Below are 20278 nucleotides of genomic sequence, written 5' to 3' on the forward strand. Positions count from 1 at the left end.
GTTTCGGCCAGCGCGTCGCCGGCCTGCGGCTCCAACGCCACCGGCGGCAGCGACAGGCGCTGCGCGGCGGCGGCAAAGGCGTCGCGGTCCTGCGCGGCCTCATCGGGCAAGCACAGGAACACCGGCATCGCGGACGACGGACCGGCGGGCGCGCCGCCCGCCGCCAAGCCGCGCGCAGCGTCCAGCAGCCGTTCGACATGCCGCCGGGGCAGCCCTTCGGTGGTCAGCAGGTGTATCAGTTCGCCGCGGCGATCGAGTTGCGGATTGAGCATAGGCAGGCCGGACCGCGCGCCTCAGGACGCAGGCAGGGCGTCCAGGTATCGTTGCAGGATGACGGCGGCCGCCATCGCGTCGTCGGCGGCATGGGTGCCCAGCAGGCGCTGCGCCTCCATGCTGGAGCCGCGCTCGTCGACCAGTTCGACGGCCAGGCCGAAGCGGCCATGCAGTTGATTGGCGAAGCGGCGGCAGCGCGCGGTGGCCGGCTGTTCGCCGCCCTCGGCGTCCAGCGCCAAGCCCACCACGACGCGGTGGGGCTGCCACTCCTGCAACAGCGCCGCGATGCGGCCGAAACGCGCCTCGCGGACTTCGCCGAAGATGATTTCCAGCGGACGCGCCTGGCGCGTCAGCGTATTGCCGATGGCGATGCCGATCTTCTTCTCGCCGAAATCGAAGGCCAGCAGGGTCTCTTCAGGCATGGCCGGCATCGCCCGCCAGCATTACCGGATCGATGCCCAGCAGCTTCAGGGCGGCCGGATAGCGTTCCTCGGGGGGCACGTCGAAGATGATGCTGTCGTCGGCGCCCACGCTGAGCCAGGCGTTCTGCGCCATCTCGCTTTCGAGCTGGCCCGCGCCCCAACCGGCATAGCCCAGCGTAACCAGCATGCGGGCCGGTCCCTTGCCGTCGGCCACGGCCTGCAGCACGTCGCGCGAGGTGGTCAACGCCATGTCGCCCAGCTTGATGCTGGAGCTGTAGTCGCCGGCCGGCGCGTGCAGCACGAAACCGCGGTCGGTCTGCACCGGACCGCCAAAGAAGACCAGGGTGTCCTTCACGGGACCGATCTCGAGCGTCAGGTCGATGCGCTCGAACAGGGTACCCAGCGTCAGGTCGGTGGGCCGGTTGATGACCAGGCCCAGCGCGCCACGTTCGGTGTGCTCGCAGACATAGATGACCGAGCCCGCCAGGCTGCCCTCCACCATGCCCGGCATGGCGATCAGGAACTGATTGGCGAAGTTGGCCGCGTCTGTCGTGGCGTCTTCGTGGTGTTTTTCCGTCATGGCAACCCCTACATGGGTAATCTGAAAGAACCGTGGGGAGGCCACGCGTGCCCCGCAAGCGTCATGCCTGGGGGCAATCCGTCCCACGGTTGCGAAGGATGGGGGGTAGTCCCATCTTACGAGCCTTGGCGGAATATGTCGGCGCTACGGCCTCAGATTTCCATCAGTTCGAAGTCCTCTTTGCGGGCGCCGCATTCAGGACAGACCCAGTTCGGCGGCACATCTTCCCAGCGGGTGCCGGGGGCAATGCCTTCGTCGGGCAGGCCGGCCTCTTCGTCGTAGACCCAGCCGCAAATCAAACACATCCAAGTACGCATAGTTCTCTCTTACATCAATTCCAGGCCCTTGCCCGGCGTCAGGGCAAAGGTAAGGGGCTTCCATTAGAATGGGGACAATCTTACCGAAACCCAATAGGGGTTCCCCTGATTCACCGCAAATGTGTCCGGGCGCCCCCTACTCTAGCGCTGTCCAAGTGGCCCCCGTTACTCCCCCTCTCGTTTTGGTCTTCGGTCCGCTCGATCCCTCGGGTTCCGACGGCTTGCCGGCAGACGCCGTCACCTGCGCCAGCCTGGGCTGCCATGGTCTGGCGGCCGTAACCGCGCTGACCGTGCGGGACACCGCCGGCATCGAAGAAATCCATCCCGTTACACCCGACCTGCTGGACGACCAGGCGCGCTGCCTGCTCGAAGACATGTCCGTACAGGCCATCAAGGTGGGCGGACTATACACCGCGGAAACTGCCAGCGTCGCAGCGCAGGTCGCCGCCGACTACAGCCAGGTGCCGCTGGTCCTGCATCTGGGCCAGCGCGCCCAGCCGCCGGCCGACGCCGCCGACGAGGACGAGGCTGACGACCTGCTGGCCGCCACCCTCGAACTGGTGCTGCCGCAGACGGACCTGCTGATCATCGAGCACCTGCGCTTGGCGCAGTGGCACGCCGACGGCGACATCGATATCGGGGACGCACCGACGCCGATGCACGCCCTGGTGGCGGCGGGCGCGGAATGGGTGCTGGTCCTGGGCAGCCCGCAGCGGCCCGGCCACTACGCCAACATGCTGCTCGGCCCGAACGGCCAGATCGCCATCCTGCCGTGGCAGGCGCCCCCGGACCGCAACGGCGACGCCGGCGGCGTGGCCGCCACCGCCATCGCCGCCATGCTGGCGCGCGGCCTGGAAATGCCGGAAGCCGTGCGCCGGGGCTTGGCGCACGCCGATACGGCGGTAGCCGCCAGCTTCCTGCCGGGCATGGGCCGGCGCATCCCCAACCGGATTTCCGCCCAATGAAAGCACTGCGTTTCCCCTCCGGCCTGTACGGCGTCACCCCCGAATGGGACGATACCGACCGCCTGCTGCTGGCGGTGCGCCAGGCCGCCGACGGCGGCATGCGTTCGCTGCAGCTACGCCGCAAGAACGTGCCCGACGCCGTGCGCGCCGCGCAGGCCCGCGCGCTGGCGCCGCTGTGCCGCGAGCTGGGCGTGCTCTTCCTGATCAATGACGATTGGCGCCTGGCGCTGGAGGTGGGCGCCGACGGCGCGCACGTCGGCCGCGAGGACGAAAGCCTGGCGCGCATCCGCGCCGAGGCCGGCCCCGACCTGATCCTGGGCGGTTCCAGCTATGACGACCTGGGCCGCGCGCAGGAACTGCTGGCCGCGGGCGCGGACTACATCGCCTTCGGCGCCATGTACGCCTCCACCGTCAAGCCCGACACCGTGCGCGCGCCGCTCTCGGTCCTGACCGAAGCCCGCCGCCTGGCCGACAATTACGACGCTCCGCGCCCCGCGGTCGTCGCCATCGGCGGCATCACGCCCGACAACGCGCCGCTGGTGGCGCAGGCCGGCGCCGACGCCATCGCCGTCATCACCGCGCTTTTCGAGGCGCCCAGCATCCGGGCCGCCGCGGCCGCATGCTCCGCGCCCTACTCCGCCAACCCCAACCGCAAGCCTTGAACGCCATGTCCAGTAACGCTCAGCTTTTCGAACGCGCCTGCCGCAGCATCCCCGGCGGCGTCAATTCGCCCGTGCGCGCCTTCCGCTCCGTGGGCGGCACGCCGCGCTTCATCAAGCGCGCGCAGGGTCCGTACGTGTGGGACGCGGAAGACAAGCAGTACATCGACTACGTCGGCTCCTGGGGCCCCGCCATCCTCGGCCACTCGCATCCCGAAGTGGTGCGCGCGGTGCAGGAAGCCGCCATCAACGGCCTGTCCTTCGGCGCCCCGACCGAAGCGGAAATCGAACTGGCCGAGGTGCTGATCTCGCGCCTGCCCTCGCTGGAACAGGTGCGCCTGGTCAGCTCGGGCACGGAAGCCACCATGACGGCCATCCGCCTGGCCCGCGGCGCCACCGGCCGCGCCAAGATCGTGAAGTTCGAAGGCTGCTACCACGGCCATTCGGACAGCCTGCTGGTCAAGGCCGGCTCGGGCCTGCTGACCTTCGGCAACCCCAGCTCGGCCGGCGTGCCGCCGGAATTCGTCTCGCACACGCTGACCCTGGAATACAACAACCTGGACGCCGTGCGCGAAGCCTTCGCCCAGCACGGCGCCGACATCGCCTGCATCATCGTCGAGCCGGTCGCCGGCAACATGAACCTGATCAAGCCGGCCCAGGGCTTCCTGGAAGGCCTGCGCGAAGTCTGCACGCAACACGGTGCGTTGTTGATCTTCGACGAAGTGATGACTGGTTTCCGCGTGGGTCCGCAAGGCGTGCAGGGCCTGACCGGGGTCCAGCCCGACATCACCACGCTGGCCAAGGTGATCGGCGGCGGCATGCCGGTGGGCGCCTTCGGCGGCAGCGCCGAAATCATGAAGAACATCGCACCGCTGGGCGGCGTCTACCAGGCCGGCACGCTGTCGGGCAATCCGGTGGCCGTGGCCGCGGGCCTGGCCACGATGCGCCTGATCGCCGCTCCCGGCTTCTACGACAAGCTGACCGCCCAGACCGCCAAGCTGGCCCAGGGCCTGCAGGAACGCGCCCGCGCCGCCGGCCTGGCCTTTTCGGCCGATTCGGTGGGCGGCATGTTCGGCATCTACTTCAGCGACCAGGTGCCGACCTCGTTCGCCGAGGTCTCGGCCTGCGACACGGCGGCGTTCAATCGCTTCTTCCACGCCATGCTGGACCACGGCGTGCACTTCGCGCCGTCCGCCTTCGAAGCCGGTTTCGTTTCAGCCACGCACGACGACGCGGTGATCAAGTCCACGCTGGACATCGCCGAAAAGGTCTTCGCCTCGATGTAGTCGACATGACGGGGCCGGCCCGCGGCCGCTCCCCTCAGGGCGCCTTGTAGTGCTCGTACAAGGCGGTCACATCTCGGACGTATGCCTGGGTTTCCGCATAGGGCGGCACGGCGTCGTACTTGCGCACCGCCCCTTCCCCCGCGTTGTAGGCCGCCAGCGCCAGATCCAGCCGGCCCGGATACTGGTCGATCAGGCGGCGCAGATGGCGCGAACCCGCGTTCACATTGGTCGCCGGATCCACCAGCGCGGTTTCCACGTCCGCCACCGACAATAACGGCGCCGCCGTGGCTGGCATCAGCTGCATCAGGCCCAGCGCACCCTTGGGCGAGCGCGCATCGCTGCGGAAGCCCGATTCGATCGCGATCACTGCCGTCAGCAAAGCCTGGTCCACGCCCGACTCACGGGCTGCGCGTGCAATCAGTCCGTCATGCGCGGCGGGCACCTTGAGTTCGCCCCAGCGCTGCGCGCGCGTAGCGGACGCAAGCGTCACCAGGCGAGCGCCGTCGCCGGACTTGGGCTCGCATTCCAGACAGACCTTTATGCCGGCCCCGCGCCAGACGGTCCTGGCCTGCGCCCGCTTGTAGTACTTCGCGTAACCCGTGGGTACCTTCATGGACCGCCAGACGCCGTAAGGATCCTTGTAGCGGTAGATGTCGGCCGCCTGGGCGGGACTGGCGGGCGCCAGCGCCAGAACGCCCGCCACGATGGCCGCCAGCGCCGCCATGCCACCGGCGCGCGCCAGGAGGGCGCGCAGGGCCGGCAGGACGGAACGGGGATGGCGGTGCATGGATAGGGCTCCAAAATCGAGTTCCTATGCTGCTGCGGCAACGCCGTTTTGTCGCTAGTACCGACGCCCTAGTCCTGGACGGACGGTCGCCATCCCAGGAGAAACCAGGGGCAAACAGGGCCAGAACTAGGGCATGCGGCGGAATTTGCCCTACCTACTTTCCAGTAGCCTCAAGACCTTGCGCTAGAATATGACTTAATATTTCCTATGATTACCAAATAATTTCACCTGGCGAGCAACGCCGGGCTGGAGAGGCAAGATGGACGCAGAAAACACGCTCCAGTTGACGCTGGACGCCACGACCAACGTCCTGACGGCGGTCTACACGCCGCCCGCGCGTCCCGATGCAACGGATTCCGCCCTTGCGCCCGTCTCGCCAGCCGCCGCAGCCGCGGCCGCACCGCAGACCGACGGCGCAGCCGCCCTCGTTGCCGAAGCCGGTGCCGAAGCCGATGCGGATGCCGGCATTGCCGTCGCCGACGATGACGCCGAGCCGCGCCCCGCCGCCAACGCCGACCTGCCCAGCTGGGACACCCTGGCGGCCGCGGCAGTCGCTCAAGGCTGGGGCGCCGAAGCGCTGGACAGCCAGGCCGTCCTGACCTTCATCGACCTGTGCCGCCACGCCACTGAAACCGTGCAGGGCCCGGTCGGCCAGGTCATCGACGGCTCGCTCGAGCTGGAGCTGGACGCCGCGCGCATGTCCGCCCTGCTGACCCTGCTCCCACCCAAGGGCGGCAAGCCAGTCACGCTGGAAGCCGTACGCCAGGTACTGGCCGAACGCGGCATCGTCCACGGCATCCTGGAACAGGAACTGATCGACGCCGTCACCCAGGGCCGCCGCGAAACCACGCAGATCGCTCGCGGCACGCCGCCCACCCGCGGCACCCCGACGCGCTTCGAGAGCCTGCTGGACCGCCTGAAGCCGCGCGGCCAGGATATCGACGAACTGGCCCAGGTTGACTACCGCGACCTGGGCAGCCTGCTGCTGGTAACGCCCGGCATGCCCCTGATGCGGCGCACGCCGCCCCTGCCCGGCGTGGACGGCACCACGGTGCTGGGCGAACCTATCCTGCCGGAAGAACTGCCCGACACGCCGTTCGCCAGCGACCTGCCCGGCGCCGCGGTCGATCCCGAAGATCCGCTGCTGCTGCGCGCAGCCATCGCCGGCACGCCCACCCTGGTCAGCCACGGCGTGCAGGTCAACCCCATGGTTGAGGTGGACGCCGTCAACCTGAGCACCGGCAACATCCATTTCGAAGGCTCGCTGCTGGTGCGCGGCGACATCGCCGCCACCATGGAAGTCCACGTGACGGGCGATGTGGTCGTCAACGGCACCATGGAGGCGGCGCTGGTCGAGGCCGGCGGCAACGTGACGGTCAAGGGCGGCATCATCGGCCTGGGCGAAGCCCTCCAGGACGCCGCGGCCGCCGCGCGCACCGCCCGCATCGTCTGCGGCGGCGCATTGCGCGCCAAGTTCATCGAGAACGCCGTCATCAGCGCGGGCAAGGACGTGGACGTCGAGCGCGAGGTCCGCCAGAGCAGCATCGCGGCCGGCGGCGGCGTCAACGTCGGCCCTCCCAACACCCAGCAAAGCGCCATCACCGGCGGCCAGACCCGCGCCATGCAGGCCGTGCGCGCCGGCACCATAGGCTCGCCCTCGGGCATTCCGACGCTGGTGCAGGCCGGCCTGGACCCGCACGCGGACATCAAGCGCGCGGCCCTGGCGCGCAAGCGCCAGAAGATGCACGAAGAAAAATCCAAGCTGGAACAGCTGCTGATGTTCCTGAAGGCCAATCCCCAGCGCGCCCCCGGCGACGTGGCCGACCGCGCCCGCAATACCCACGTCAAGCTCAGCCAGGACCTGCTGGCGCTGGACGCCGAAGAAGCCCAGCTGGTGCTGGATCTGCAGCCCCTGGCCAGCGCCACCATCCAGGCCGCGCGCCGCTTCTGCAGCGGCGTGACGATTCAGGTGGGCAACAAGGTGCAGGAATTCCTGGAAGACCAGATCGGCGGCAAGGCCGCCGTGGAAGAAGGGCAGATCGTCATCCGCTGACGCCGCCCGCCGGCGCCCTCAGGGCGCCAGCTCCTTGAACCAGGCGCGCGGCGAGATGCCGCGGTCTGGCCCCAGGATGGAAAAGCCGCCGTCCACGGGTATGTCCACACCCGTCATCCAGGACGCCGCGTCGGAACAGGCGAAGCACACCGCCGCCGCAATCTCCTCGCCCGAGCCGACCCGCCCCAGCGGATGGAAATGCGCGCCCACCGCGTCCGCCGCCGGGCGCGAGCCGCCCGACAACTGCTCCACCGATGGCGACCAGGTCCAGGCCGGCGACACCGCCAGCACCCGCACGCCGGCCGGCGCCAGCTCGACCGCGAAGTTCTTGGTGATCTGCAGCAGCGCCGCCTTGGACGCCGGATAAAGCGCGCGTCCGGCCGCGCCGAACTTGCCGCCCGTGCTGCCCATGTTCACCACCACGCCGCCGCGCGGCAGCAGCGGCGCGGCCAACTGCGTGAAGATGGCGGCTGACACCAGGTTGGTGTCCAGCGTGCTGTGCCATTCCTCGCGCGACGAGGCCAGGCCGCGGTCCGCGTATTGGCAGGCGTTGTTGACCAGGATGTCCAGCCGGCCGAAGCGCGCCACGGCCGCGTCGATGCAGCGCTGTATCTGTTCGTCCTGCCCGATGTCGGTCTCGCAGTACAGCGCGCGGCCGTCCAGTTCATTTTCCAGCGCGCGGCCGGCCTCGGCATTGCGCCCGACCAGCGCCACGTTGACGCCAGCCGCGGCCAATCCGCGCGCGATGTCCGCGCCCAGCCCCTGGGTGCTGCCGGTGACGATGGCGGTCTTGCCGGCCAGCCCGGGAAAGCCTGTGAAATCCATGATGAATCCTTGATCAATGCGGCGCGGCGGCCCAGCGCACAGCTTCCGCCACCGGACCGGTTTGCGCAATCAGGCGCATGCTGGCCAGCGACGCGTCATGCACCGCCGGATCCGCCGACGCACAAGCGTCCTGCGCCACCATGACCTCGAAGCCGATGTCGGCGGCGTGGCGCACCGTGCCTTCCACCACCGAATGCGTGGCGACTCCCGCCACCACCAGCCGGCGCGCGCCCAAGAGCCGCAACGTCTCTTCCAGCGGCGTGCCGTAGAAGGCGCTGATGCGGGTGTGCTTCACCACGAACTCGCGCGCGCTGCCGGCCAGCGGCTGCAGCCCTTCATAGAAGGCGCTGCCCCACTGCCCCTCCGGCACCGCGCCAATGGCGGCGACGTTGCGGAAGATGGGGCAGTTGGCCATCAGGTCGGCGTAGTCCGGTCTGAACGCGATGCGCACGTGCACGATGGGCAAATCGTGAGCCCGCGCGCCCGCCAGCAGGGCGGCCGCGTTGTCCAGCAGACGCTGGCGCGCCCCGCCGTCCGCGTCCAGGCCGACTCGGATCTTGCCCTCGGGGTGCAGCACGTCGTTCTGGAAGTGCAGCGCCAGCACCGCGGCATCGTTCGCCGTCACACGAACACCTCGAACACGTCATGCACGTCGTCGCAATTGACCAGGTCCACCCGCTTCATGCGGATGCGCCAGCTGTCGCCCTCGGCGGCCAGCTTGTGGGTGGTGCGGCCCGCCAGCTGGCGCGGCTGGCGCTTGCGCCATTCCGTCATCTGGAAGGTGGAGTGCACCACCAGGTTGCCGGCGACGTCCACGCCCTCGATTTCCACCGCGCCCACCAACCGCGCGCTACGCGTCGGCGGCTGCTGCGACCAGTTGCGCGGATGCTCCAGCCGGCGGATGCGCACGTCGCGCAGCATGCGGTCTTCCCAGAACAGCGAGATATGGTCGTAAGGGCTTTGCTGGCCCGGCACGCGCGGCATCCAGTACATGCCGTCCGCCGTCCACAGCGCCTGCCAATCATCGTAGCGGCGCTCATCCAGCAAGCGCGCCTCGCGGTACAGGAACTGCGCGATGCGGTGGTAGGCGTCGGCCGGCGCCTCGGCTGGCGACAGGCCTTCGGTGCTCACGTCGAAATCAAGGTCTAGCAGCATGAGCGGTCTCCGGTGGCAGCTGCCGCTTCCGTGGCGGCGGGGCCGGCTTCCATATAGGTCTTCCAGGCGTCGAACTGGTTGCGCATGGGCAGTTCGCTGGTGCCGTTGACCGACACCATGCCGTCGGCGTCGCTGCGGTCGCTGCCGTGGTAGCGGTGCATGCTGACCCACTCGCCGCCGCGCGTGGCGTTGCCTTCCTGGCAGCGGTTGTAGAGCTCGATGTCATCCGGCATGACGTTGGACGAGGGCGAATTGATGACGTTGGCGTACAGCATGGCGCGCTTGAACACGCCGTCCGGCGCGCCCTTGCAGCGGAAGGTCTGGATCTCGATCATGGTGCGGTCCACGGCGATGGGCCGGATCACGCGGAACTGCTGGAACACCGTGTGGGGCGAACCGCTGCCGTAGATCACCGTGTTGTGGCGGTTCATGCCCAGGATCTCGCGGGCGCGCGTCTCGCCATAGGCCGCGGTCAACGTTTCGAAATGCGCGCGCGACACCGGGTCGCGCTCGGCCGCGCCCGGATTGAAGATGCCTTCCATGTAGCCGTGGCCATTGGCGTAGGCGCGCAGCTCCAGCTTTTCCCAGAACTCGTAGGGCTCGCCGTTGCCGTCCATAATGTGCAGCTCCAGCGGCATCTCGCCCATTTCCTTGGCCTCGTCGCGCGCCGCGGCGTAGGAGGATTCGTGCGTGACCCTTGCGTGCATGGTGTCGTGCAGGTTCTCGTAGAAGACCTTCCAGTTCGAGCGCTGCATCACGCGGAAGATGCCGCCGGCCACTTCCACCTCGCCCACCGGCGAACGGTCGCAGAGGTTGTCGATCGACGAACGCACGCCGCCCAGGAAGTCCTCCAGAGCCAGCCCTTCCTTGGCCTGGCTGGCGAACACGAAGCCGCGATAGCTTTCCACGCGCGCCAGGCGGCGCATAGAGAATGCCGGATCGGCGGGATCGTAGGACGTGCCCTCCAGCCCCTGCTTCAACGGCACGCCCAGATGGCTGCCGTCCAGCTTGAAGGTCCAGGCGTGATAGGGGCAGCGGAAGAACTTGCCGACACAGCCTTCGCCATCGGCCACCACCTTGGCGCCCTTGTGCGGGCAGCGGTTGTACAGCACGTGCACGCGGCCGTCGGTAGCCCGCACCATCAGCACGTCCTGGTCGCCCAGGCGCGTGGTGTGATAGTCGCCCGTCTTGGGCACCTGGCTTTCATGGCCCACGTAGATCCAGGCGCGGCCATAGATCCGCTGCATCTCCAGATCGAAGATGGCGGGGTCGGTGTAGACGCCGCGGTGCACGCTGTCGCCGCGCACCATCGCGGCCAATTGATCTTCGGTGTATGACATGTCGGGCTCCTACTTGTTCTCGCTTTCTTTCCAGCGCGCCATCAACGTGTTCGACGGCAGGGTCTCGTCCAGCAGCTTGGCAGCGGTCTCGCGGCCCGCCACGGGCAAGCCCTTGGGGTCCAGCAAGCCCACCTGCACCAGCACGCTGGCCTGGTCCCAATAGATGTGCTCGTGATAAAGCTTGTCGCCGCGGAACTTGACGATGGCGATCAGCGGAATTTCCACGCACTTGCCGGTGGGCTTCACGCCCGGCAGCAGCCAATCGATCTCGGTGGTGTGCGTGAAGCAGAACAGCAGCTCGTCCACGATCTGCGTGGCGCCCACCGTGCGCGACAGCGGCACCAGGCGCGTGTCCGGCGGATTGCTGTTGACGAAATGGTGCTGATAGAAGCGGCTCAGTTCCTTGTGGCCCACGCCCCCGGTCATGGTGGGGATATGGTTCACATAGGGCTCGGCCACCATGGTCGCCATCGTCGCCGCCACGTCGCGCGTGCCGAATTCGTACTCGCAGTGCTTGTCCCACAGGTACGAATAGTCGAACTCCGGACCGATGGCGCGCTGCAAGGCCGCCATGCTGCGCTGATGCGCCATCAGCGCCGACGGCTTGTCGTAGTGGTCGCCGCCAGTGCGCGCGAACGCATGATCCATGCCCGGATAGACGTAGATCTGCACTCCAGGCTTGTTGCCCAGCGCCTCAAGGATGCGCTGGCGCGCTTCCGGGGGACAGAAGCCGTCCTGCTCGGCGATATGCAGCACCAGGCGGCCGCGCAATTCGGACGCCTCGTCCAGGCTGTTCTCGATGCCCACGCCGTAGTAGCCGATGGCCACGTCCACGTCGGTGCGGCAGGCGGCCAGATACGCCAGCTTGCCGCCCAGGCAATAGCCCAGCACGCCCACCCCGCCCTGCCTCTCGGGCAACCCGCGCAGCGCTGCGATGCTGGACGCGATGTCCTGCAAGCCCAGTTCCACGTCAAAGCCCTGGTAGAGCTCAAAGGCGCGCGGCATGTCGGCCGGGCCGTCGGTCAGCTGGATGCCCGGCTGCTGACGCCAGAACAGGTCCGGCACCAGCACCACATAGCCTTCCTCGGCCAACAGCTGCGCCGCGCGGCGCATGAAGTCATTCACGCCGAAGATTTCCTGGCACAGCACCAGGCCCGGGCCCTGCCCGGACGCCGGCACGGCCAGATAGGCGCCGAAGGACTTGCCGTCATGCGAATCTATCGTCACTTCGCGCGTCGTGATGTTCTGGGTCATGCGTATCTCCTTGTTGCGGGTGTCCGCCCTACTTCATCTGGCAGGCTGCGGCGAAAGGGTCCTGGTATTGGGTCAGCACCGTGCCCGACAGCTTATTGGACAGCTTGCCTCCCGCCCCCGCCTCGACGATGCGCAGGTAGTAGTTCTGCACCGGATACTGGTTGCGGTTGAACTTGAAATCCCCCCGCACCGACTTGAAGTCCGCGCGCCGCAGCGCCGGACGCAGCGCGTCCGCCTCCAGCTTGCCGCCGGTCTGGCGCACCGCGCTGTCCAGCAACATGGCAGCGTCATAGCCCTGCGAGGCGTACAGCGTGGGGCTGCGGTTGTAGGTCTTCTTGAAATCCTCGACGAACTTGCGGTTGGCCGGGTTGTCCAGCTCCAGCGCCCACTGCGAGGTATTGCGCATGCCCTCGATCGGCGCGCCCACCGCCGCGATCGTGTCCTCGTCACCGGAGAAGCCGGGCGCCAGCAACGCGATCTCCTTGGACAGGCCGGCGCCATTGAACTGCTTGATGAAGTTCACGCCCATGCCGCCCGGCAGGAAGAAGAACACCGCATCCGGCTTGCTGGCCCGCAGCCGCGTGATCTCCACGCCGTAATCCAGCTGCCCCAGCTGGGTATAGATCTCTTCCGACAGCCCGCCCTTGTACAGCCGCTTGAAGCCATTGAGCGATTCCCGCCCGCCCGGATAGTCCGGCGCGATCAGCGCCACGCTCTTGTAGCCCTGGTCGCTGGCGTACTTGCCCATCGCGGCCGGAATATCCTCGTTCTGCCAGGCGACCGCGAAGAAATTCGGATTACAGCCCGCGCCCGCATAGTTCTCCGGCCCGGTATTGGTGCTCAGGTAGATGGTCCCCGACTGCAAGATGGCCGGCATCACCGGCAGCAGCACGTTCGAGAACACGATGCCCGTCATCACGTCCACCCGGTCGCGCTTCAACAGCCGCTCCACCGCCTGGCGGCCGGTGTCCGCCTTCTGCTGGTCGTCCGCCACCACCACTTCGGCCGGCAGCCCGCCGAGCTTGCCGCCCGTATGCTGCAGCGCCAGATTGAAGCCGTCGCGGATCTCGTTGCCCAGCGCCGCTCCCGGCCCCGACAAGGTGGTCAACAAACCGACCTTGACCTTGTCCGCCGCCGCGGCGCCCGTCGCCGCCGTCATGCACACCAGCGCAGCCAGCGCGCGCCGGCTCCATAGCTTTCGATTCATGAGCCACCCCGTTATCCCCGCCCGGCCACGCCGGCGGAAAGCTGACAGAACCCGTCTGCCGTCGGTCTACGCATGCTGCCGAACAACGCCGCCAGCTTACGCGCCGCGGCGGCGCCCTCCAACCAACACGGGAAGGGCCTACCGGCTAGATTAGGCCGCCCCAGGGCAGCGCTCTATCCGGATTCCGTCAGCCTTATCCGGGAATCACTTAATTCCAAGTGCTTGACGTTTAAATTACCCTCGGCAGTAACACGGGAGCGTTCCCGTCCCGGAGGCATCCATGCACGGCTGGTCCCGACTCACGCTAGCGCCCCTGCTCAAAAGGCGCGTCTTCAGCTCCACCCAGCAGGACGAGACGCGCACCCTGGTCTCCGAAGCCCTCAAAGAACACCGCCTGACCTGGAAAGGCGGCCGCGTCGACGCCGAACTGAACCGCGGCCGCTTCGGCTCGCTGACCGTCTGTACGCTGCGCTACGGCGCCGAAGTCCACATCGAACCCGACCGCCTGCAGGACTTCATGCTGGTCCAGGTCCCCCTGCGCGGCCGCGCCTGTATCGAATGCGGCAACGACCGCGTCGACGCCGACCCCGACTGCGCCGCCGTCATCGCCCCCAACCGCCCCCTGAAGCTGCACTGGGAAGCCGGCTGCGAACAACTGCTGCTCAAGATCCCCCGCGGCAAACTCGAAGCCATCGGCCAGCGCGCCTTCGGCGAGGCCGCCACCCGCCCGCTCGACTTCAGCCCCGCCCTGCGCCTGGACAACCCCGTCGGCGCCGTCTGGCGCAGCATGGTCGAAAGCCTGATCCACCTGCTGCCCACCCTGGACGACGGCGCCCCGCGCCCGCCCGCCGCCTGGCTCGAACACCTGGAAGACACGCTGGTGCTGCACCTGCTCTACAACCAGCCCAACAGCTGGCAGACACAAGCCGGCATCGCCCCCACCGTCCCGCGGCGGCTAAGCGCCGCCGAAACCTATATGCGCGACCACCTCGCCGCCGCCCTCACCCTGACCGACATCGCCCGCCACGCCGGCGCCAGCGCCAGCGCCCTGACGCGCTTGTTCCAGGAACACCGCAACACCACGCCAATGAACGCGCTGCGCGCGCTGCGGCTGGACGAGGCCAGGAACCGGTTAAGGACGGGCACAGGCGCCAGCGTCACGGAAGTGGCGTTAGGCGTGGGGTTCGGACATTTGGGACGGTTCTCGGAGTACTACCGGGAACGCTTCGGGGAATTGCCGCGCGAGACGCGGCGAGTGATGGGATAAAGCAGCATCAGACGCAAAGCATCACGCCGCGCGCCAAAGGCACCAACGGCATCAACGGCATCAACGCCGCCAACGGACAACCAGCATCACAACGCAAGAAGCCGCGCAAGCCCCAAGAGGCCGCCCGCGCGGCCGGCATGGGGCGAACCCCGCAAGATCTTCGACGCCAAACCACCGCCGAGCAGAACCCCAAGAACCCCGCCCGCCCCAGCTGCCGTCAACTGCACTTGCCAGAGCCCGGCGCGGCGGCGGCCCGGCGTGTGCGGGGCGTCGATAAGCCCGACGGAATCCGTAGGGAAGGCCGCAGGCCTGGACGAGGATGAGGCAGGGGAAGTCCGGAGCGAACGCTCCGGACCGCAATCGCAGCCCCGCACACGCCGGGCCGCCGCCGCGCCGGGCGTCTCAAGAACCAGCAACCGCCCCCGAACGCGACAGTGCCGAAGAGCCGATCGTCTCAAGAACGCAATGCCCACAAAAAAAGCACCGAAGGTCAGCAATCAACCAACCCTCGGCGCCCAGGAGCATCCGGCAATTACTGCGCCGGCACCACAGCAGTAACCTCGATCTCAACCTTGGCCCGATCCTCAACCAGATCCGCCACTTCCACCGCCGTCATCGCCGGAAAATGCCGGCCGATGTACTCGCGGTAATGCTTGCCGATAGCCGGATAAGCCGCCACGTACTCGTCCTTATCCGTCACGTACCACGTCATCCGGACGATATGCTCAGGCTTCGCGCCGCCCTCGGCCAGAATCGCGACGATGTTCGCCAGCGTCTGCCGCACCTGGTCGGCCAGATCGTCCGACTCGAACTGCTGCTGGCCATTCCACCCCACCTGCCCGCCCACGAACACGAGCTTGCTGCCCACCTGCATCTCGGTGAGCACGCCATTCGAATAGCCCCGAGGCGCCATCCAATCCGGCGGTTGCAGAATCTTCATAACGTCATCCTATATTTAAGAAAAGCAAACGATCCCCGCCGCTTACGCCGCGGGAACCAGATAAGCCTGCATGCGTTCCCGCAGATCCGCAGGCAGCGGCATGGACTTCATCGTCCGCAAATCCACCGTCACGATCGTCAGCGTCGCCGACAACCGCAACTGGCCATCCGGCCCCTCGAAACGCACCAGCGCCTTGAACGACGCGCCGCCAATGCGCTGCACTTCCAGCACCTGGCGCAAACGTTCGTGCCAGCGGCTGGGCGCGCTGAAATCGCACTGCACCGACGCCATCGGCGTGCCGATGTGCCGCTCCACGTGCAGCGCATGAAACGGCAACCCCATGCCCTTGTCGAACCACTCCTCGACAAAGTCATTGATCATCTCGAAATAGCGAGGGTAGAAAACAATGCCCGCCGGATCGCAATGACGGAAGCGGACTTCGACCTGGCTGATGAAAGGGGCTGCCATGGAATTTCCTTGTTGCCGGTTCAGGCCATCTTGCGCAGCGCGAAACGCTGCAGCTTGCCGGTCTCGGTGCGCGGCAGCGCCTCGACAAACTCGATGGCACGGGGATACTTGTAGGGCGCGATATTGGCCTTCACGAACTGCTGCAGCGCCACGACCAGCTCATTGCCGGCCTCGTAGCCCGGCTTCAGCACCACGAACGCCTTGACCACCTGGCCGCGCTCGTCGTCCGCCGCGCCCACCACACCGCACTCCGCCACGGCTTCGTGACGCAACAGCGCGTCCTCGACCTCGGGTCCGGCAATGTTGTAGCCCGCCGAAACGATCATGTCGTCATTGCGTGCCTGATAAAAGAGGTAGCCCTCGTCGTCCTGCAGGAAGGTATCGCCCGGCAGGTTCCAACCCTGCTGCACGAAACGCAGCTGGCGCTCGTCCGCCAGATAACGGCAGCCGGTCGGACCCTTGATCGCCAGCCGGCCCACCGTGCCATTGGGCACAGGCTTCATGTCGTCATCCACGATCTGCGCCACATAACCCGGCACCACGCGGCCGATCGCGCCGGCCTTGACCGACTCCGGCGGGCTGGACACGAACACGTGGATCATTTCCGTGCCGCCGATGCCGTCGATCATCTCGATGCCGCTGGCCTGCTTCCACAGCTGGCGCGTGGCATCCGGCAGCGCCTCGCCCGCCGACACGCTCTTCTTCAGCGACGACAGGTCGAACTTGCCGACCAGCGCCGCCATCTGACGGTAGAACGTGGGCGCCGTGAACACGATGGTGGCGCGGAAATCCTGGATCAGCTGCAACAGGCTTTCCGGCGACAGCTTCTCGGCCAGCACCGTGCTGGCGCCCACGCGCAGCGGGAAGCACAGCAGGCCGCCCAGGCCGAAGGTGAAGGCCAGCGGCGGCGTGCCGCAGAAAATATCCTCCGGCCCCGGCTTGATGACATGCTTGGGGAACAGGTCGCACATCGCCAGCACGTCGCGGTGGAAGTGCATGCAGCCCTTGGGCGCGCCGGTGGTGCCGCTGGTGAAGGCGATCAGGCAGACGTCGTCAGCGGCCGTATCGCAGGCCTTGAAATCATCCGGTTTGGCCGCGGCCAACGAATCCAGCGCATCCGGCGCCTTGTCGTTGAAGTACATGACCTTCGTCAGCCCCGGGCAATGATGCTCATGACTGGGCTGCGTGCAGAATTCCGCCTCGTCCTTCAGGCGGGCATCGCACAGCACCGCCTGGATCTGCGCCTTGTCGATGATCTGCTTGAGCTCCTTGGCGCGCAGCAGCGGCATCGTCGGCACGGTGACCAAGCCCGCCTTGATCGCCGCCAGCCACGAGGCCGCCATCATCGGATTGTTCGGTCCGCGCAGCAGCAAGCGGTTGCCCGGCACCAGGCCCATGTCCTCGGCCAGCACGCGGGCGATGCGGTTGGTCAGCGCAGCCAACTCGCGATAGGTCATCGTGGCTGGCTTGCCGTCCTGGCTCCAGCGCAGCGCGACGCGCTCGCCGTGGCCGCGCTCGACCATGGCGTCCACCAGTTCGACCGCGCAATTGAAGCGCTGCGGATAGGCCACGTCGGGACCGTCGAGCAAGAACTCTGGCCATTGTTCGCCCGGGGGCAGATTGTCCCGGGCGAAAGTGTCGATGTGGGCGGATGCTTCCATGGAATTCCCCTTGCTATTGCGGTGTTTTTGCTGTGCCGGGACGACGGAGCTCGATGGCTGCCTTACGCCTTCAGCAGTTCACGGGCAATGATCAACTTCTGCACTTCTGTCGCGCCTTCGTAAATCCGCAGCGCGCGTATTTCCCTGTAGAGCTTTTCCACCGGCATCCCCGACACCACGCCCGCGCCGCCGAACATCTGCAGCGCGCGGTCGATCACGGTCTGCGCCGATTCCGTGGCCGTCATCTTGGCCATGGCCGCTTCGCGCGTGGTGCGCTGTTTCAGCACGTCGCGCATCCAGGCGGCGCGGTAGGTCAACAGCGCCGAGGCATCGATGGCAGTCGCCATGTCGCCCAGCGCGGCCTGCGTCAATTGCAGGTCTGCCAGGGTCTGGCCGAACATGCGGCGCGACTTGGACCGGGCCAGCCCCTCGTCCAGCGCCCGGCGCGCAAAGCCCAGCGCCGCCGCCGCCACCGAGGCGCGGAAGATGTCCAGCGTCATCATGGCCAGCTTGAAGCCCTGGCCCGCGTCGCCCAGCCGGTGCGATACCGGAATGCGGCAGTTGTCGAACGTAATGGTGGCCAGCGGGTGCGGCGCGATCAGTTCGATGCGTTCGCTGACCTCGAAGCCCGGCGTATCGGCATCCACCACGAAGGCACTGATGCCGCGCGCGCCGGGGGCTTCGCCGGTGCGCGCGAACACGCAATAGAAGTCCGCGATGCCGCCATTGGAAATCCAGGTCTTGGCGCCGTTCAGCACGTAGTGGTCGCCGTCCAGCGTGGCCTCGCAGGCCAGCGCGGCCACGTCCGAGCCGGCGTCGGGTTCCGACAGCGCAAAGGCCGCGATGGCTTCGCCGCGAGCCACGCGCGGCAGGTAGCGCTGGCGCAGCTCGTCCGAGCCCATCAGCGAAATCGCGCCGCTGCCCAGGCCCTGCATGGCGAAGGCGAAGTCGGCCAGCCCTTCGTGGCGGGCCAGCGTTTCGCGCAGGATGCAGACAGCGCGGGAATCCACTTCCGGCAGCGCGCCGCCCCAGGCGCCGCCAGGGCCGCCCGCGACCGCATAGCGCAGCCAGCCGGCCTCGCCCATGGCGCGCACCAGTTTCTTGCAGGCGCCGTCGGCGTCATGGTGATCCACGTCCCCCAGGGACGCCTCGCACCAGGCGTCGACCTCGTGCGCCAGCTTGCGGTGCGCATCGTCGAAAAACGGCCAATCCAGCCAGCTTGCGTCGCGCATGCTCAATCCCCTTGGAAAACGGGCTTTTGCTTGGCCACGAAGGCATCGTAGGCGCGGCGGAAATCACGCGTCTGCATGCAGATGGCCTGGGCCTCGGCTTCGGCCTCGATGGCCTCGTCCACACCCATGTTCCATTCCTGGTGCAACAGCTTCTTGGTGACGCCGTGGGCGAAGGTCGGACCCGCGGCCAATTGCGCGGCCAGCGTCTGCGCGGCATCAGCCAGCGCGCCCGGTTCATGCAGGGCGTTGAAGAAACCCCAGTTGGCGCCCTCTTCCGCCGTCATGGCGCGGCCCGTGTAAAGCAGTTCGGAAGCCCGGCCCTGGCCGATCATGCGCGGCAGCAGCGTGCAGGCGCCCATGTCGGCGCCGGCCAGGCCCACGCGCGTGAACAGGAAGGCGGTGCGCGCCGCGGGCGTGCCCAGACGCATGTCCGAGGCCAGCGCCACCATCGCGCCGGCGCCGGCGCAGATGCCGTCGACCGCCGCCACGATGGGCTGCGGGCAGGCGCGCATGGCCTTGACCAGATCGCCCGTCATGCGGGTGAAGTCGAGCAGCTCGGGCATGCTCATCTTGGTCAGCGGCCCGATGATCTCGTGCACGTCGCCGCCGGAGCAGAAGTTGCCGCCCGCGCCCGTCACCACCACGACCTTGATGTCGGTGGCGTACACCAGCGCGCGGAACAGGTCGCGCAGTTCGGCGTAGGAGTCGAACGTCAGCGGATTCTTGCGCTCGGGGCGGTTCAGCGTCACCGTGCCGATCTTGCCGTCGGCCGACACCTGCCACAGGAACGTCTTGGCCTGGTAGCCGGCAAACGGACGCTTGTGGTGCTTCATGGTGTGCTCTTCGGGCTGGGTGCTCATGGTGTCTCCGTTCGTGAATTGGGGGTGGATGGGGCGCCGGCTTCAGCCGGTCATCACTTCGCCGCCGTCTACGGCGATGGCCTGGCCGTTGACCGAGGCCGAGGCCGGCAGGGCCAGCCAGGCGACCGTCTCGGCCACTTCCTCGGGCTGCACCAGGCGGCCCTGGGGATTGCGTTCGGCCAGCTTGGCGCGGGCGGCGTCCGCCGTCATGCCGGTCTTGTCGACGATGTTCGAGACCGCGCCGCGCACGATGTCGGTTTCCGTGTAGCCGGGGCAGACGGCATTGACCGTGACGCCCTTCTGCGCGGTTTCCAGCGCCAGCGAGCGGGTCAGCCCGATCACGCCATGCTTGGCGGCGCAATAGGCGCTGACGTAGCCATAGCCGATCAGGCCGGCCGTGCTGGCCACGTTGATTACCCGGCCCCATTTTTCCTGCAGCATGCCCGGCAAGACGGCCTGGATGCAATGGAAGGTGCCCGTCAGGTTGACGTCCAGCATGGACTGCCACAGCGCCGCATCGGTGCGGTCAAAGCGCTGGCTGACCGCCTGGCCGGCGTTGTTCACCAGCACCAGCACCGGACCGAACTCGGCCTCGGCCTGGGCGAAGGCCGCCCGCACCGAAGCTTCGTTGGCGATGTCGGCGCTGACGGCCTGCACCTGGCCCAGGCTGGCCAGGCTGTCGGCCGCGGCGTCCAGCGCCGCGCCATCGCGGCCCAGCAGCGTGACG

21 protein-coding genes and 1 pseudogene are annotated in these 20278 nt (G+C 67.6%); 5 read left to right on the forward strand and 17 right to left on the reverse strand.

Annotation, left to right across the window (positions count from 1 at the left end; translation table 11 throughout):
- From WBB14_RS12730 to WBB14_RS12745, 4 genes and pseudogenes are all read right to left on the reverse strand, one after another.
- Window positions 1-272 (reverse strand): annotated as a pseudogene (locus tag WBB14_RS12730) (aspartate carbamoyltransferase); the annotation flags it as partial.
- Window positions 273-293: 21 nt separating this feature from the next.
- Window positions 294-695 (reverse strand): Holliday junction resolvase RuvX, encoded by a 402-nt coding sequence (ruvX, locus tag WBB14_RS12735; RefSeq protein ID WP_424240139.1) that lies wholly within the window; start codon window positions 693-695, stop codon window positions 294-296.
- A complete protein-coding gene (locus WBB14_RS12740) occupies window positions 688-1275 on the reverse strand; it encodes a YqgE/AlgH family protein (RefSeq protein WP_424240140.1) in 588 nt (195 codons plus the stop codon). The genes ruvX and WBB14_RS12740 overlap by 8 nt, the downstream gene beginning before the upstream one ends.
- A 152-nt stretch (window positions 1276-1427) precedes the next feature.
- The gene (locus tag WBB14_RS12745) at window positions 1428-1592 is read right to left on the reverse strand and encodes a rubredoxin (protein ID WP_003814980.1); all 165 of its coding nucleotides are present in this window, start codon (window positions 1590-1592) and stop codon (window positions 1428-1430) included.
- 119 nt (window positions 1593-1711) lie between these two features.
- Between WBB14_RS12745 and WBB14_RS12750 the strand changes: the two genes are divergently transcribed.
- Genes WBB14_RS12750 through hemL form a run of 3 tightly spaced genes read left to right on the forward strand, consistent with a single transcriptional unit; the run spans window position 1712 to window position 4502 of the window.
- Window positions 1712-2557: a bifunctional hydroxymethylpyrimidine kinase/phosphomethylpyrimidine kinase gene (locus WBB14_RS12750; protein ID WP_424240141.1), complete on the forward strand. Its 846-nt coding sequence runs from the start codon at window positions 1712-1714 to the stop codon at window positions 2555-2557.
- Window positions 2554-3219 (forward strand): thiamine phosphate synthase, encoded by a 666-nt coding sequence (gene thiE / locus WBB14_RS12755; protein ID WP_424240142.1) that lies wholly within the window; start codon window positions 2554-2556, stop codon window positions 3217-3219. The genes WBB14_RS12750 and thiE overlap by 4 nt, the downstream gene beginning before the upstream one ends.
- A gap of 5 nt (window positions 3220-3224) precedes the next feature.
- Window positions 3225-4502: a glutamate-1-semialdehyde 2,1-aminomutase gene (gene hemL / locus WBB14_RS12760; protein WP_424240143.1), complete on the forward strand. Its 1278-nt coding sequence runs from the start codon at window positions 3225-3227 to the stop codon at window positions 4500-4502.
- A 34-nt stretch (window positions 4503-4536) separates the two neighbouring features.
- On the opposite strand, the gene WBB14_RS12765 is transcribed toward hemL, so the two are convergent.
- A complete protein-coding gene (locus tag WBB14_RS12765) occupies window positions 4537-5289 on the reverse strand; it encodes a lytic transglycosylase domain-containing protein (RefSeq protein ID WP_424240144.1) in 753 nt (250 codons plus the stop codon).
- A gap of 259 nt (window positions 5290-5548) precedes the next feature.
- Between WBB14_RS12765 and WBB14_RS12770 the strand changes: the two genes are divergently transcribed.
- Window positions 5549-7342, forward strand: a complete 1794-nt coding sequence (locus WBB14_RS12770) for a DUF342 domain-containing protein (protein WP_424240145.1) — start codon at window positions 5549-5551, stop codon at window positions 7340-7342.
- 18 nt (window positions 7343-7360) lie between these two features.
- Here the strand turns inward: WBB14_RS12770 and WBB14_RS12775 are convergent, their stop codons facing one another.
- Genes WBB14_RS12775 through WBB14_RS12800 form a run of 6 tightly spaced genes read right to left on the reverse strand, consistent with a single transcriptional unit; the run spans window position 7361 to window position 13123 of the window.
- The gene (locus WBB14_RS12775; protein ID WP_424240146.1) at window positions 7361-8167 is read right to left on the reverse strand and encodes an SDR family oxidoreductase; all 807 of its coding nucleotides are present in this window, start codon (window positions 8165-8167) and stop codon (window positions 7361-7363) included.
- A gap of 13 nt (window positions 8168-8180) precedes the next feature.
- Window positions 8181-8792 carry a cysteine hydrolase family protein gene (locus WBB14_RS12780; RefSeq protein ID WP_424240147.1) on the reverse strand — a complete coding sequence of 204 codons (612 nt, stop codon included), beginning with the start codon at window positions 8790-8792 and terminating at the stop codon, window positions 8181-8183.
- Window positions 8789-9322 (reverse strand): aromatic-ring-hydroxylating dioxygenase subunit beta, encoded by a 534-nt coding sequence (locus WBB14_RS12785; protein ID WP_424240148.1) that lies wholly within the window; start codon window positions 9320-9322, stop codon window positions 8789-8791. The genes WBB14_RS12780 and WBB14_RS12785 overlap by 4 nt, the downstream gene beginning before the upstream one ends.
- Complete coding sequence (locus WBB14_RS12790) at window positions 9313-10662, reverse strand: aromatic ring-hydroxylating dioxygenase subunit alpha (RefSeq protein ID WP_424240149.1); 1350 nt, start codon at window positions 10660-10662, stop codon at window positions 9313-9315. The genes WBB14_RS12785 and WBB14_RS12790 overlap by 10 nt, the downstream gene beginning before the upstream one ends.
- A 9-nt stretch (window positions 10663-10671) precedes the next feature.
- On the reverse strand, window positions 10672-11916 hold the full coding sequence (locus tag WBB14_RS12795) for a dienelactone hydrolase family protein (RefSeq protein WP_424240150.1): 1245 nt from the start codon (window positions 11914-11916) through the stop codon (window positions 10672-10674).
- Window positions 11917-11944: 28 nt separating this feature from the next.
- Window positions 11945-13123 (reverse strand): ABC transporter substrate-binding protein, encoded by a 1179-nt coding sequence (locus WBB14_RS12800; protein WP_424240151.1) that lies wholly within the window; start codon window positions 13121-13123, stop codon window positions 11945-11947.
- A 280-nt stretch (window positions 13124-13403) separates the two neighbouring features.
- Here WBB14_RS12800 and WBB14_RS12805 point away from each other — a divergent pair, with 280 nt between their 5' ends.
- Window positions 13404-14390, forward strand: a complete 987-nt coding sequence (locus WBB14_RS12805; protein ID WP_424240152.1) for an AraC family transcriptional regulator — start codon at window positions 13404-13406, stop codon at window positions 14388-14390.
- 532 nt (window positions 14391-14922) lie between these two features.
- Here WBB14_RS12805 and WBB14_RS12810 read toward each other — a convergent pair.
- The 6 genes from WBB14_RS12810 to WBB14_RS12835 all read right to left on the reverse strand — a co-directional run.
- Window positions 14923-15330, reverse strand: coding sequence for a RidA family protein (locus WBB14_RS12810; RefSeq protein ID WP_207467988.1), 408 nt, complete (start codon window positions 15328-15330; stop codon window positions 14923-14925).
- A gap of 42 nt (window positions 15331-15372) precedes the next feature.
- Entirely contained in the window at window positions 15373-15798 is a 426-nt protein-coding gene (locus tag WBB14_RS12815; RefSeq protein ID WP_013391343.1) for an acyl-CoA thioesterase, read from the reverse strand.
- 20 nt (window positions 15799-15818) lie between these two features.
- The gene (locus WBB14_RS12820; RefSeq protein ID WP_424240153.1) at window positions 15819-17459 is read right to left on the reverse strand and encodes an AMP-binding protein; all 1641 of its coding nucleotides are present in this window, start codon (window positions 17457-17459) and stop codon (window positions 15819-15821) included.
- Window positions 17460-17521: 62 nt separating this feature from the next.
- On the reverse strand, window positions 17522-18691 hold the full coding sequence (locus WBB14_RS12825) for an acyl-CoA dehydrogenase family protein (protein WP_424240154.1): 1170 nt from the start codon (window positions 18689-18691) through the stop codon (window positions 17522-17524).
- A gap of 2 nt (window positions 18692-18693) precedes the next feature.
- Window positions 18694-19551, reverse strand: a complete 858-nt coding sequence (locus WBB14_RS12830) for an enoyl-CoA hydratase family protein (protein WP_424240155.1) — start codon at window positions 19549-19551, stop codon at window positions 18694-18696.
- A gap of 42 nt (window positions 19552-19593) precedes the next feature.
- The coding region (locus tag WBB14_RS12835) for an SDR family NAD(P)-dependent oxidoreductase (RefSeq protein WP_424240156.1) at window positions 19594-20278 on the reverse strand (685 nt) is incomplete at its 5' end.

Source organism: Achromobacter sp. (assembly GCF_049647645.1).
Classification (GTDB): Bacteria; Pseudomonadota; Gammaproteobacteria; order Burkholderiales; family Burkholderiaceae_B; genus Achromobacter.

Coding starts and splice junctions, on each gene's coding strand:
- WBB14_RS12785 (WP_424240148.1), bottom strand. CDS start 9,322: ATGCTGCTAGACCTTGATTTCGACGTGAGCACCGAAGGCCTGTCGCCA.
- ruvX (WP_424240139.1), bottom strand. CDS start 695: ATGCCTGAAGAGACCCTGCTGGCCTTCGATTTCGGCGAGAAGAAGATC.
- WBB14_RS12800 (WP_424240151.1), bottom strand. CDS start 13,123: ATGAATCGAAAGCTATGGAGCCGGCGCGCGCTGGCTGCGCTGGTGTGC.
- WBB14_RS12795 (WP_424240150.1), bottom strand. CDS start 11,916: ATGACCCAGAACATCACGACGCGCGAAGTGACGATAGATTCGCATGAC.
- WBB14_RS12810 (WP_207467988.1), bottom strand. CDS start 15,330: ATGAAGATTCTGCAACCGCCGGATTGGATGGCGCCTCGGGGCTATTCG.
- WBB14_RS12790 (WP_424240149.1), bottom strand. CDS start 10,662: ATGTCATACACCGAAGATCAATTGGCCGCGATGGTGCGCGGCGACAGC.
- WBB14_RS12775 (WP_424240146.1), bottom strand. CDS start 8,167: ATGGATTTCACAGGCTTTCCCGGGCTGGCCGGCAAGACCGCCATCGTC.
- WBB14_RS12770 (WP_424240145.1), top strand. CDS start 5,549: ATGGACGCAGAAAACACGCTCCAGTTGACGCTGGACGCCACGACCAAC.
- WBB14_RS12815 (WP_013391343.1), bottom strand. CDS start 15,798: ATGGCAGCCCCTTTCATCAGCCAGGTCGAAGTCCGCTTCCGTCATTGC.
- WBB14_RS12765 (WP_424240144.1), bottom strand. CDS start 5,289: ATGCACCGCCATCCCCGTTCCGTCCTGCCGGCCCTGCGCGCCCTCCTG.
- hemL (WP_424240143.1), top strand. CDS start 3,225: ATGTCCAGTAACGCTCAGCTTTTCGAACGCGCCTGCCGCAGCATCCCC.
- WBB14_RS12820 (WP_424240153.1), bottom strand. CDS start 17,459: ATGGAAGCATCCGCCCACATCGACACTTTCGCCCGGGACAATCTGCCC.
- WBB14_RS12740 (WP_424240140.1), bottom strand. CDS start 1,275: ATGACGGAAAAACACCACGAAGACGCCACGACAGACGCGGCCAACTTC.
- thiE (WP_424240142.1), top strand. CDS start 2,554: ATGAAAGCACTGCGTTTCCCCTCCGGCCTGTACGGCGTCACCCCCGAA.
- WBB14_RS12830 (WP_424240155.1), bottom strand. CDS start 19,551: ATGAGCACCCAGCCCGAAGAGCACACCATGAAGCACCACAAGCGTCCG.
- WBB14_RS12805 (WP_424240152.1), top strand. CDS start 13,404: ATGCACGGCTGGTCCCGACTCACGCTAGCGCCCCTGCTCAAAAGGCGC.
- WBB14_RS12750 (WP_424240141.1), top strand. CDS start 1,712: ATGTGTCCGGGCGCCCCCTACTCTAGCGCTGTCCAAGTGGCCCCCGTT.
- WBB14_RS12745 (WP_003814980.1), bottom strand. CDS start 1,592: ATGCGTACTTGGATGTGTTTGATTTGCGGCTGGGTCTACGACGAAGAG.
- WBB14_RS12825 (WP_424240154.1), bottom strand. CDS start 18,691: ATGCGCGACGCAAGCTGGCTGGATTGGCCGTTTTTCGACGATGCGCAC.